The sequence below is a fragment of the Pseudomonas sp. LBUM1641 genome (assembly GCF_059716235.1).
The window spans coordinates 5,191,473-5,203,673 of the sequence record NZ_CP166815.1; the positions used below are offsets into that span (position 1 = coordinate 5,191,473).

14 protein-coding genes are annotated in these 12,201 nt (G+C 62.1%); 1 reads left to right on the forward strand and 13 read right to left on the reverse strand.

Annotated features, from left to right (window positions below):
- Positions 1-39: 39 nt before the first annotated feature.
- Positions 40-1,191 carry a cytochrome P450 gene (locus tag ACA046_RS23690; protein WP_497675103.1) on the reverse strand — a complete coding sequence of 384 codons (1,152 nt, stop codon included), beginning with the start codon at positions 1,189-1,191 and terminating at the stop codon, positions 40-42.
- Positions 1,192-1,265: 74 nt separating this feature from the next.
- On the opposite strand from ACA046_RS23690, the gene ACA046_RS23695 reads away from it, so the two are divergent.
- The gene (locus ACA046_RS23695; protein WP_497675104.1) at positions 1,266-1,973 is read left to right on the forward strand and encodes an ArsR/SmtB family transcription factor; all 708 of its coding nucleotides are present in this window, start codon (positions 1,266-1,268) and stop codon (positions 1,971-1,973) included.
- On the opposite strand, the gene ACA046_RS23700 is transcribed toward ACA046_RS23695, so the two are convergent.
- The 12 genes from ACA046_RS23700 to phnE all read right to left on the reverse strand — a co-directional run bounded on the left by ACA046_RS23700 (position 1,949) and on the right by phnE (position 12,201).
- Entirely contained in the window at positions 1,949-3,427 is a 1,479-nt protein-coding gene (locus ACA046_RS23700) for a M10 family metallopeptidase C-terminal domain-containing protein (RefSeq protein ID WP_497675105.1), read from the reverse strand. The two genes, ACA046_RS23695 and ACA046_RS23700, sit on opposite strands and share 25 nt — an antisense overlap.
- 346 nt (positions 3,428-3,773) lie before the next feature.
- The gene (phnP, locus tag ACA046_RS23705; RefSeq protein WP_497675106.1) at positions 3,774-4,523 is read right to left on the reverse strand and encodes a phosphonate metabolism protein PhnP; all 750 of its coding nucleotides are present in this window, start codon (positions 4,521-4,523) and stop codon (positions 3,774-3,776) included.
- On the reverse strand, positions 4,514-5,077 hold the full coding sequence (gene phnN, locus ACA046_RS23710) for a phosphonate metabolism protein/1,5-bisphosphokinase (PRPP-forming) PhnN (RefSeq protein ID WP_459022870.1): 564 nt from the start codon (positions 5,075-5,077) through the stop codon (positions 4,514-4,516). The genes phnP and phnN overlap by 10 nt, the downstream gene beginning before the upstream one ends.
- Positions 5,077-6,225 (reverse strand): alpha-D-ribose 1-methylphosphonate 5-triphosphate diphosphatase, encoded by a 1,149-nt coding sequence (locus ACA046_RS23715; protein WP_497675107.1) that lies wholly within the window; start codon positions 6,223-6,225, stop codon positions 5,077-5,079. The genes phnN and ACA046_RS23715 overlap by 1 nt, the downstream gene beginning before the upstream one ends.
- Positions 6,215-6,934, reverse strand: a complete 720-nt coding sequence (gene phnL / locus ACA046_RS23720; protein WP_459029375.1) for a phosphonate C-P lyase system protein PhnL — start codon at positions 6,932-6,934, stop codon at positions 6,215-6,217. The genes ACA046_RS23715 and phnL overlap by 11 nt, the downstream gene beginning before the upstream one ends.
- On the reverse strand, positions 6,934-7,743 hold the full coding sequence (phnK, locus tag ACA046_RS23725; RefSeq protein WP_459029377.1) for a phosphonate C-P lyase system protein PhnK: 810 nt from the start codon (positions 7,741-7,743) through the stop codon (positions 6,934-6,936). Before phnK ends, phnL begins: the two co-directional genes overlap by 1 nt.
- Positions 7,704-8,570, reverse strand: coding sequence for an alpha-D-ribose 1-methylphosphonate 5-phosphate C-P-lyase PhnJ (locus ACA046_RS23730; RefSeq protein ID WP_063028151.1), 867 nt, complete (start codon positions 8,568-8,570; stop codon positions 7,704-7,706). Before ACA046_RS23730 ends, phnK begins: the two co-directional genes overlap by 40 nt.
- Entirely contained in the window at positions 8,563-9,639 is a 1,077-nt protein-coding gene (locus tag ACA046_RS23735; RefSeq protein WP_497675108.1) for a carbon-phosphorus lyase complex subunit, read from the reverse strand. Before ACA046_RS23735 ends, ACA046_RS23730 begins: the two co-directional genes overlap by 8 nt.
- Positions 9,639-10,229, reverse strand: a complete 591-nt coding sequence (phnH, locus tag ACA046_RS23740) for a phosphonate C-P lyase system protein PhnH (RefSeq protein WP_063028147.1) — start codon at positions 10,227-10,229, stop codon at positions 9,639-9,641. Before phnH ends, ACA046_RS23735 begins: the two co-directional genes overlap by 1 nt.
- Entirely contained in the window at positions 10,229-10,666 is a 438-nt protein-coding gene (phnG, locus tag ACA046_RS23745) for a phosphonate C-P lyase system protein PhnG (RefSeq protein ID WP_318301840.1), read from the reverse strand. Before phnG ends, phnH begins: the two co-directional genes overlap by 1 nt.
- An 11-nt stretch (positions 10,667-10,677) precedes the next feature.
- A complete protein-coding gene (gene phnF / locus ACA046_RS23750; protein ID WP_497675109.1) occupies positions 10,678-11,382 on the reverse strand; it encodes a phosphonate metabolism transcriptional regulator PhnF in 705 nt (234 codons plus the stop codon).
- A 36-nt stretch (positions 11,383-11,418) separates the two neighbouring features.
- Positions 11,419-12,201 (reverse strand): phosphonate ABC transporter, permease protein PhnE, encoded by a 783-nt coding sequence (gene phnE, locus ACA046_RS23755; protein ID WP_003210621.1) that lies wholly within the window; start codon positions 12,199-12,201, stop codon positions 11,419-11,421.

Below are 12,201 nucleotides of genomic sequence, written 5' to 3' on the forward strand. Positions count from 1 at the left end.
CTCCGGCTCGAATAAAGGTAACTCCAGAGTTATCTTTACTCAAGCACAGAATTCATCAGGCTGACTGGTGGCTGTTTTACCGGATGTTTGGAGTCGAGGAATACGACCGTTCAGCGATGGCCAGTAGGTGAACAGGCAAGGACCGGCCAATACTGCTGGGCGAAGACGCAGCAACTCACCGATGGCTTGCGCGGCAATATTCAATGCAAGGCGCTGGCCGGGACATTGATGTTTCCCGGCACCGAAACTGAAGACTCGGCGTTGTACTCGCTCAAGCAAAAAACTATCGGGTTGCGGGTTCGCATCGGGATCCCGATTGGCAGACGCCAGCAGCACCAGAACAGTATCGCCCGCCTCCAACACGCGGCCGCCAATCGTGCAGCGCCTGGCCACAAATCGCCGGGTGTTCTGCACCGGCGAATCGTAGCGGGCCACCTCCTCGACCAACGCGATGGCCAGGGTCGGCATGTGCTGAATCTTCTCAAGCAGCTCAGGCTGTCGATGCAGCGCAACCAGCGTATTGCCGATCAGCCCGGCGCTGGCTTCGCAGGTTTGCGAAAGCAGTCCGATCAGATTGGCAATCAGCGCGTCCGGGTCTTGCCACTCGCTGGCTTCGTAGTTACGACGGATGTGCGCCAGCAACGCTGTCGGCTCCAACGGTGCGCTGAATATCTGCCTTAGCCAGGTAGCACCGGCATCGGCATCCTGCCGTTGAGTTTCACTACTCAAGGGCGACAGGCAGGCGACGAAATCCCGTGTCCGCCTGGCGACTTCCTGCAACTGCTCACGCGGGACACCCAGCAAAGACGCAATCACCGACACGGGCAGCGTGAACATGAGTTGATTGAGGTTATCGACGGGCCCAACGACTTGCGCGACCACATCAGCAATGCTCGCCGAGGCCAACGCTGGCTCGATGATCGCCCGGGGGCACCGATGGCCCGGGCCTTCATTCATGCGCATCAACGATGCAAACACCTGCCCCGCCGCACCTTGCGCAATGGCAGCGGGCACTGGCTCGTGCAGCGGCCGGACCCGGCAATCGGGATGCGCCAGAACAGCCTCGACCATCCTGGCACTGCTGGCTATCCATAACCCCAGACCTTCATCGAACAGCAGTTCGTCGTTGAGCCTCAAGCAGGCGTAATAATCATAGGGATCGTTATGTGTAGCGGCTTCCAGCGGTGTCATTCAGTACGTCCTGTGTCTAAAGAACCGCTACTATCAGCTACCGTCTACGGTAACGATTCGTTCAGGAACGAAATATGAACGCCCACAACGATGACTGCGCTATTTCCCAGGTCGCCGGCGCCATTGCGGAACCTGCCCGGACGAAAATGCTCTGCGCACTGATGGACGGCCATGCGCGCACCAGCACGGAAATGGCGGTGATTGCCGAGGTCAGCGCCTCCACCGCCAGTGCCCACTTGGCGAGGCTCAAGGAAGACGGGCTGGTCAAGCTGCACACTCAGGGCCGGCATCGGTATTACAGCCTCGCGGGCCCTCACGTTGCCCAGGTGATTGAAGCGCTGATGGTGATCAGCAGAAACACTGCAACGGCGTTTGTTGCGACCACGCCCAATCGCTTGCAGTTCGCACGGACCTGCTACGACCACATGGCGGGGACGTTGGCCGTGCGCCTGCATGATCATTTCATCGAGTCTGGCTGGCTGGTTGGCGACGGCACCTACCAGCTCACTGTGGACGGCGAAAAAGCGATGAGCGAATTGGGTGTCGATGTGGCAGCGCTTCGCGCTCAGCGGCGTCGTTTTGCGTGTTCGTGCCTGGACTGGAGCATGCGCCGCCCGCACCTGGCTGGCGCGTTGGGGGCCGCGTTGCTGGAAAGCGTTATCCGGCGTAAATGGGTGACCCAGGACCTTGATAGCCGTGCCCTTGGACTCACACCCAAGGGTCGAAAGGAACTGGCTTGCCGATTTGGCCTTACCGCTCAAGACGGTTTGGCGAGGCGTTGAAACAACTGCAGCAAGGCTGACAACGTCTTCGTGACCATCTCGCTTAGCTGTGAAAGCAGATCCGGTTTCACATCAATCGACGGCGTCGGCTCCGGAGCCGGTTGCGGCACTACGGTCGGCACTGGCTGCACATTTGGCTTTTGCCCTTGCCACTGCACATCCGCAGGCTTGATCTCGCCAATGCCCTTGACCAGGAAGTCGGCAGTGCCACTGCCCCTCAGGTCGATCTCCAGGCTTGAACGCCCCGTCGCAGCATCATGCTTGAGTATCGCCTCGCCCGCCCGGCCACTGAACCGATCAGTAAACACAAGGCCGCTGACACCCGCCCCTTTCAAAACGCCCGAGACATCTATTTTGTCGGTGCCACTGGTAAAGTTCTCGATCAGGTCAGGGTTCTGCGGCGTGGAATCACTGGCCTTGTCGTAGGTACAAACGTCCGCCCCGCCGCCGCCGCGCAACGTGTCGCCACCCGCGCCACCCTTGAGCCGGCAGCCACCCTGATTAGCGATCAGCAGATCGTTTCCCGAACCGCCTATGGCGTTCTCGACCAAACAGTCCTTGGCGATGGAAACATTGCCCTTCAAACCACCCACATCCGAAAACGACTCGGCGTTCAAATTGATTGTCTGGTTTTGGGAAAATCCGGAAAAATCCAGCGTATCGTCGCCGCCGCCGTCCCATACGCAGAAGATGGGTTTGTCGCTGGCACCCTTGAGGGTCATTGCCTCGCGCTCGGTATTGGAATTAAAACCGTAGGTCGTGTCGGTATTACGGGTTTGGCGATTGGCCCCGTAAAGCCGTTGGGCCGCCGCAATATCATCCATCATCGGCGCGGACGGGTTCAGCGCCTGGAAGTTGTGACCGGATTGGTTTTTCTCCGACCAGTAACTCATCACGCTGCGCGCCTTGGTATCTCCGGCATACACCGCGCCACTGTTGTAACTGGAGCCACGACCGTTGTAGTTACCCGGATGTTGAAGGCCGATGGCGTGGCCGATTTCATGCACGGTGGTCACCGAAAAGTGGCTGCCCAGCGCTGGTGAACCACCGGCCCTCTGTGTGCCGATGGTCGCCGATGTACTACTGGTGGAACGCGTGGGTAAGGTAGCGACGCCACTGTCACCGCGGCGGTTGTTTTTGATGTTTACCGTACCATCCACACCGGTGGCCCGTTCCTTGAAGGTAATGTTTGCAACATCCTGCCAGGACTGCACCGCGTCGCGTACGCGTCGCTGCTGCTGTGCAGTGAAACTCGGATCGACGGTGTAGGACAGGTCAACTTTCTTGTCGCCGTTTCGGTCGTGAAACCGCTGGCTGTCCCGCGTTATCTGCTTGCCGGCCTGATCCGTGGTGTACGTCGGCTTTGTGTTGGCGCCGAAGCCAATCGGATCAGGCTCAAACTCCGGCAAGCTTTGAAGCATGGGCCTGAGGGAAACCGCGTCAAAAGTATTCATGAGACAGAGCACTCTTCCAATTAATAAACGAGCCGGAACAATCGGCATCAGCTATTAAATTCCCATGCATAAAAAGCTTGGGACAGCGCTTATTTGGTTCTCGCTGAAACACTTTAACGCGGTGAAACACCCATTAAGACATTCAATAAATTACTTGCAATTCAAACAATTCAACACACACGCGCACGGTAAGCACCCGATTGGTTTATCAGGAAAAAAATAAACACCTACAAAGTGGCGCCCATTTGAATACGCCAAATCGGTATTAACAAAGACACATCCCTTCAAACTTTTCATCCAAATACCCTTGTGATCAGGACTTCACCGTTTGACATGAATTCCCACGCTAAAGCACGCGCCCGTCCCACCCTACCGTCACATGGCGCGGCAACTCCCGCCGATGCTGCAACAACCACGCATCCAGCGTATGCCCCACATGAGTCAGCACACCCAACTGCGCCTTCACCTCGTCAATACACTGCAACGCCAACGTCAGGTCATTGTGATTACGCGGTAACTGCGGTTGCGGCGGCATGGAGCAGTCGATCACCAGCACATCCAGCGGTTCGCGTTGCAGCCAGTCGCGAGTAGCGGGTGGCAGGCCGACGGTGTCGGTGAGGTAGGCGATGCGCCGCCCTTCGCCTTCCAGCAGATAACCCAAGGTGGGTTTGGAATGCACCAACGGCAATGCAGTGACGCTCAGCTCGCCCAGCCGGCGGGTTTCAAACTCGGCAAACGGCTGGCTGAAATCGAGGATGCCGGGGTGCTTGTACAGGTCGGACAACCCTTCCGGATCCAACGGCCCATGCACTGGAATCACCAGCCCTTGCCCCCACCGCAAATGCAGCAGGCCTTGGGCGTGATCGGCGTGGTAATGGGTCTGGAGAATCCCGTTGAAACTGCGCGGCGGGAAGCGTTCGGTGAGGTCGGGCAAACCGCTGTCGATCAACCAACGCTGGTCGCCGCACTCGATCAACGCGCTGCATGGGCGACGCCGCAGGCTCTCGTCGCGTCGGGCCAAATCACAGGCCGCGCACTCACAGCCATACACCGGGACTTGCCGCGCATCGCCGGTGCCCAGCAGGGTCAGGCGCATGCCGGTTGCCCGTCGAGGCAGCCCAGCAGGCGCTCGACCGTGTGTTCCAGTTGGCCGGAGTTGTCGAGCAGGAACACATCCGGTGCCGTGCTCAAACCTTCAGCGAATCGCGCATTGCGTGCCAGCCGCTGATCAATCTCCGCCAGGGATTCGCGGGCCCGTGCCAGCAAACGCTGGCGCAAAACGCCTTGATCCACCGTCAGCAACACCACCAGCAGGTTCGGATAACGCAACCGGGTTTGCGCCAGGTGACCGCGAGAACCGTTGACCAGCACGTCGTCCCCCGCCGCCAGCCACCCATCGATTTCCCGGGGTATGCCATAGGACAAGCCGTTGGCATGCCAACTGAGGGCAAAGGCGCCCTCGGCCTCCATCGCGGCATACTGCGCGGGGCTCACACCCTGCGCGGCTTCTCCCACCGCTTCCGCAGAGCGGGTAATGACCCGCCGCACAATGCGGCAGCCACGCTCGGCCAAACGCGGGCGTGCGGCATCCAGCAGGCTGTCCTTGCCCGAACCCGATGGTCCGATGAGATAGATCAACCTGCCTGCCATCAAAACACCCTCTTCGCTTGTCGCCAGACTTGTTGGACCACTGGCAGTCCGTCGCGGCTTTTTTTGGCTTGCACCAGGTCGGCCCGCAGACCGATAGCGATTTCGCCGCGATCCCTCAGGCCCGCCGCGTGTGCAGGCGCCAGGCTGATCATCTTGACCGCCCGGGAAAGATCGCCGCCGTCCTGTTGATCGGCCAGCACGAACGCCGCCTGCAGCAGGCTGGCCGGGTAGTAGTCACTGGAAAGTATATCCAGCAATCCTTCGGCAGCCAGGCCGGCGGCGGCCACATTACCCGAGTGGGACCCGCCACGCACCACGTTCGGCGCACCCATCAGAACTTTCATGTTCAGTTCCTGGCAGCCACGCGCCGCTTCCAGGGTGGTGGGGAATTCAGCGATGGTCATGCCATAGCGCGCCGACTCCTCGACATGCGCCAACGTCGCGTCGTCATGGCTCGCCACCGACAGCCCGCGTTCCAGGCAATGCTCGACGATAGCGGCGCGGTAGCGGTCGCTGTATTCCTTCGAGTTGGCCATTTGCAGCTTGATGAACGCGTCCATGGTCTCGTCATTCAGGTGGTACTTGCCCATGTAGTACTCACGGTACTTGGATTCGAGCACGAACTGGCGCTGGCCCGGCGAGTGGTCCATCACCGACACCAGGCGCACCAGCGGGTTTTCCACCAAGTCGCGGAATACGCTCAAGGTGTCGGGGTGGCACAGCTCGCAGCGCAGGTGCAGGCGGTGTTCGGCGCGTGTCAGGCCGGCGCTTTCTGCCGAGGCGATGGCGTTGAGCATCGCTGGTAGCTTCTGCATGCGGTTGCCCTTGGGATTCACATCGCCAATGGACACCGCGTCGAACACCGTGGTTATGCCGGCCGCGATGATCTGCGCGTCGTGGCTGAGCACCGCCGAAGTCGACGGCCAGTCCACGCCGGGGCGCGGGGTCATGTGTTTTTCCAGGTTGTCGGTGTGCAATTCCACCAGGCCCGGCAGCAGGAAGTCACCGTCCAGGTCCTGGGCCTGGGGCAGTTGGCTGCGGCCTTCGGCGATGTCGACGATCAGCCCGTCGCGCAGCATCACGCTGCCAAGGAACACACGGTCAGCCGTCACCAGCTGGGCATTGCTGAGGATCTGTTCAGCGGGCATGGGCGTATTCCTCTTGGGCAACAGGCGCAGGGGTCATGTCGAAATGACGGTCGGCAACCGCTTCACGGGCGGCGCGGTCGTGGAAGATGCCGATCAGTGCGGCACCGCCGGCCTTGGCTTCGTTCATCAGCTCCAGCACGACCTGACGGTTGCTGTCGTCGAGGGACGCGGTGGGTTCGTCCAGCAGCATCACCGGCCAATCCACCATGAAGCCGCGGGCGATGTTGACCCGCTGCTGCTCGCCACCGGAGAACGTGCCGGGTGCCAGTTGCCACAGGCGTTGCGGAATGTTCAGGCGGGTCAACAGATGTTCGGCGCGTGACTGTGCATTGGCCTTCGACCAGCCACGGGCCAGGGCCGGCTCCATCACCACATCCAGGCACGCCACGCGCGGGATCACCCGGAGAAACTGGCTGACGTAGCCCAGGGTTTGCTGGCGTACTTGCAGAATTTCCCGAGGCTCGGCGCCTACCAGTTCCAGCCACTCACCGGCATGCCGCACACGAATGCTGCCGCCCGCCGGCAGATAGTTGCCGTACAAGGTGCGCAGCAGCGTGCTTTTACCGGCGCCGGACTGGCCGTGCAGCACCAGGCACTCACCGCCTTTCACACTGAATTCCACCCCGCGCAGCACGTTCAGCACCACGCCGTTCTGCTGGTGCAAGGTGAAGGTTTTCGAGAGGTCACGGACCTCGATCAAGGCATTCATCATGGCTGCAATACCGAAGACACCAGCAGTTGAGAGTAAGGGTGCTGTGGATCGTCGAGGATCTGGTCCGTCAGCCCGGTTTCCACCACACGGGAACGGCGCATCACCATCAGGCGGTCCGCCAGCAGGCGCGCCACGGCGAGGTCGTGGGTCACGATCACCACGGCCAAATCCAGCTCGCGAACGAGGCCGCGCAGCAGGTCGAGCAAGCGCGCTTGCACCGACACATCCAGGCCACCGGTGGGTTCGTCCATAAACACAAGGCGCGGGCTGGAGACCAGGTTGCGGGCGATTTGCAGGCGCTGTTGCATGCCGCCGGAGAAGGTACGGGGCAAGTCGTCGATCCGCTGCGGGTCGATTTCTACCTGGCCGAGCCAGTCGAGGCCGGCGCCGCGCAGTTGCTGATAATTGCGCACGCCCTGGGCCATCAGGCGCTCGCCGATGTTGGCGCCGGCCGACACGCCCATGCGCAACCCGTCCCGCGGGTTTTGCTCGACAAAGCCCCACTCGGTGCGCAGCAAGGTGCGGCGTTCGGCTTCGCTGGCGCTGTACAAATCCAGCCATTCGCCGTCCTTGCTGCGATAGCCGATGTTCCCGGCCTGCGGCGGCAAACGTCCGCTGAGCAACGAGAGCAAGGTGGACTTGCCCGAGCCGGACTCGCCGACAATCCCAAGCACTTCGCCGGGGTACAAATCGAAGCTGACGCCTTGGCAGCCCTTCTCTTCGCCGTATAACAACGACAGGTCACGCACTTGCAAAAGAGGCTGGCTCACTGGTTGTTCTCCTTCACCCGTTGGGCGCAGTACCAGGTGTCGGAACACACAAAACTCTGGGTACCGGCGTCGTCGAGAATCAGCTCATCGAGGAACGATTCATGGCTGCCGCAGATCGCGCAGTTGTGTTCCCACTTCTGCACTTCGAACGGATGGTCTTCAAAGTCCAGGCTGGTGACCTGGGTGTACGGCGGCACCGCGTACAAGCGCTTTTCGCGACCGGCACCGAACAGCATCAGCGCCGGGCTCATGTCGAGTTTCGGATTGTCGAATTTCGGGATGGGCGATGGGTCCATCACGTAGCGTTCATCCACCATCACCGGGTAGGCATAGCTGGTAGCGATATGGCCGAAGGTCGCGATGTCCTCGTAGAGTTTGACGTGCATCACCCCATAGTCGTTGAGGGCGTGCATGGTGCGGGTCTCGGTTTCCGACGGTTCGATAAAGCGCAGCGGCTCGGGAATCGGCACCTGGTAGACCATGATCTGGTCGGCGTGCAACGGGGTTTCCGGGATGCGGTGACGGGTCTGGATCACCGTGGCGTCCGGGGTGCTTTCAGTGGTGGCGACGCCGGCGGTGCGCGCGAAAAAGCGGCGGATCGACACGGCGTTGGTGGTGTCGTCGGCGCCCTGGTCAATGACCTTGAGCACGTCGTCAGCTCCCAGAATCGCGGCGGTCAGTTGCATGCCGCCGGTGCCCCAACCGTAAGGCAGCGGCATCTCGCGGCCACCGAACGGCACCTGGTAACCGGGGATCGCCACGGCCTTGAGCAAGGCGCGGCGGATCATGCGTTTGGTCTGCTCGTCGAGGTAGGCGAAGTTGTACGCCGGGTCACGCGCAGGTGTTTGGGTCAGGTCATTCATGGCGCGTGCCCTCGGCCGGTTGGCGCAGTTTGCGGATCAGTTCCAGCTCGGACTGGAAGTCCACGTAGTGAGGCAATTTGAGGTGGGAAACGAAGCCCGCCGCCTCGACGTTGTCGCAGTGGGACAGCACGAATTCTTCCTGCTGGGCCGGTGAGACGATCTCTTCGTTGAACTCGTTGGCGCGCAAGGAGCGGTCCACCAGCGCCATGCCCATCGCCTTGCGCTCGGCATGCCCGAACGCCAGACCGTAGCCCCGGGTGAACTGCGCCAGCTCGGTGGCCGAGCCGACGAACTGGTTGACCATCTCGCACTCGGTGACTTCGATACTGCCCAGGCAGATCGGGAAACCCAGCTCTTCCGGGTCGATCCACACCTCGACGTCGCCGATGCGAATCTCACCGGCAAACGGGTGGTTGCGGCCGTAACCACGTTGGGTCGAGTAACCCAGCGCCAGCAGGAAACCTTCGTCGCCACGGGCCAGGGCTTGCAGGCGCTGGGCGCGGTTGGCCGGGTATTCCAGCGGGTCGCGGGTGATGTCGGCGACGCTGCCGGTGTCGTCGGATTCGTTCTTGATCAGGCCTTCCTTGGCCAGCAAGCCGAGAACCCTCGGGCACGGTTCAAGGGTGGCGTCCGGTGTGGTTTGCGGGCCCGGATATTCACCTTCGGCCAGCAGCGCGAAGTCCAACAGACGGTGGGTGTAATCGAAGGTCGGGCCCAGCAGTTGCCCGCCTGGCACGTCCTTGAAGGTGGCCGACAACCGCCGGCTCAGTGACATCTGCGCGGTATCGATCGGCAGGCTCGGGCTGAAGCGCGGCAACGTGGTGCGGTAAGCCCGCAACAGGAAGATCGCTTCCACCAGATCCCCCGCCGCCTGCTTGATCGCCAGCGCGGCCAGCTCCGTGTCGTACAGCGAGCCTTCGCTCATCACCCGGGCGACCGCCAGCGGCAATTGCTCGCGGATCTGCTCCACGCTCAGTTCCGGAATGGAGGTATCGCCCCGGCGTTTTTTCGCCAGCAGGCGGTGGGCATTGTCGATGGCCTGTTCGCCACCCTTCACGGCTACGTACATCAGGCATGCTCCTGTGCAATTCGGGTGCTGCGTGGCAAGCCGATCAGGTGATGGCCGGCGGCGAACAACACGTCCAGGCCACGGGGAAACGTCTCGCGGCGTTGACGTTCGAGCCAGAATGCTTGAGGCACCGGCAGGTTGACCTGACGCTGGGTCTTGATCCCCGGACCGCGCCAGTTCAAGGCGCGACCGGCTTCCAGGTCGGTCAACTGGACCAGCAAGGTGCAGGACTGATCGGGGTAACGGTCGTTGCCGTGGTCGAAGCCGCTGAGGTCGAGCAAGTCCTGTTCACCGAGCAAGGCGAACGCGGCCTCTTCACGGTTGGCGGTCAGCGGGCAGCCGCAGTGGAACGCCAGGTTGGCGCGAATCAGCGGTGTGTCGAAGCACGGTGCGAGCCACAGCGGCGTGTCCATATCCAGCAGCGCGAGGCACAGCGCGTAGGTGGCCGGCGCCAGGCCTTCAAGGCTTGGGGCGGCGGGCAAGGACTGGATCAGGCCGGGCTCGGCGAGAGCCTTGAGGGCGCCGCGAAAACCGCGCTGGGCATCCAGCACCGGGTCTACAAACGCCGGTTGCAAGCGTTGGGCATTCATCAGTTTTCTCCTCGAACCAGGGTGAAGAACTCGACCTTGGTGGCGGCGGTGTCGGCCTCTTTTTGCGCCCGGCGCTCGGCCTGGGCGTTGGCCAGTGAGCCGATCAGATCGCTGAGCCAGGGGCTCGGGTGTGCCCCCTGCAAATGCGCATCCGCCAGGGCCGCCAGTTCGGCATGGACCTTGTCGCGCCCGGCCAGGTAGCTGTAGCCGGTGCGCCCGTCAGCCAGGCGCACCACGCAGCGGGTCACGCTCATTTCACCAACGTTGAACGGCGCGCCGTTGCCGCCCATGCGGCCGCGTACCAGGGTCATGCCGATTTCCGGGGCGCGGATCAGTTGGTAATCCACGTCGCGCAGGGCGTCTTCATGGGGCAGCAATTCACTGCGAAAGGCGCGGGCGAGCACGCCGATCCAGTGTTGACGCGGGGACAGGTTCATCGGGGTCTCCATCAGGTCACCACTTGGTACTGGAAGCGATCCGAGCGGCTGGTGGACTGCGCCAGCTCCACCGGGCGGCCGTCGCGATCGCGGGAAAGAGTGAATACAGTCAGCGCCGGCAAGTGCCGGGGCATCATCAGCAGCGCGGCTTCGTCGCGGTTGGGCAAGCGCGCGCCGATCAGGCTTTGGGTGCGGGTCAACGGCATGTCGCGTTCCCGCAGGTAGTGGCGCAAGGAGCCGCCGCTGTAGTCCGCCAGCAGCGGCGCATGGCTGGCGCAGTAGCGGTGGCGAATCAGGCTGACCGGCTGGTGGTCGAGCTTGCGCAGGGTTTGCAGCTCGATCATCGGCGCCATCTCGGCGATGCCCAATTGCTGCGCCTCTTCGCGGCTCGCGAAGCAGTAGCGGCGCTTGAGCAACATCGCTTCCACGCCCACGCCTTGGGCCGACAACGACTGGCTGTAGGAGGTCTCGGCGCCCATCGGGTAAATCAGCGGGCGGTCCAGCACCTGGGTGCCCTTGCCCTGGCGGCGCAACAGGCTGCCTTCGAACACCAGCTCATCGATGGCGCGGCGCAGGGTGTGGCGGTTGACACCAAAGCGTTCAGCCAACTGCACCTCGCCCGGCAGGAATTCACCGGCCTGGTAGCTGCTCAGTTCGCGGCGCAGGATGTCGGCGAGTTCGCGGTACACCGGCTCATCTTGTCTAGACAACTGCATGCTTAAAAAAAAGCGCCCTGGGGCACCCCTCCGACGTCAGATGAACTGCTTGCGCAGGCGTTGGGACAACACGTCGATACAGCTCACCACCACGATGATCACCAGCAGCACCGCGCAGGTCTGCACGAACTGGAAGGCGCGGATGTTCTCCCAGAGGATCACGCCGATCCCGCCGGCACCGACCATCCCCACTACCGTCGCCGAGCGCACGTTGGCTTCGAAGCGGTAGAGCGCGTAGGACACCCACAGCGGCATCACTTGCGGGATCACGCCGTAGATCACTTCCTGCAAGGCACTCGCGCCGGTGGCTCTTACACCTTCAACCGGGCCCGGGTCGATGGCTTCGACGGCTTCGGCAAACAGCTTGGCGAGGACGCCGGTGGTGCTGATCCACAAGGCCAGGACACCCGCGAAAGGACCGAGGCCCACCGCGACCACGAACAACATGGCGAACACCATTTCGTTGATCGAACGAAACGCATCCATCACCCGGCGCAGTGGCTGGTGAATCCACCACGGCGTGATGTTGTCGGCACACAGAATGCCCAGCGGCACCGAGCAGACAATCGCCAGTACCGTGCCCCAGAGGGCGATTTGTACGGTGACGATCATTTCCTTGAGGTAGGAGCGCCATTCGTGGAAGTCCGGCGGGAAGAAGTCGGCGGCGAAGGTCGCCATGTTTCCGGAATCGCGGTACAGCGCCAGCGGGTTCATCTCGGCGCCGTGCCAGGCCCAGGCCAGCAGGATCAGGAACAGGCCCCAACCGAGGTACTGCGGCCAGGTGCGTTTGCCTACGGCTTCAGCGTGCAACGTAGTCAT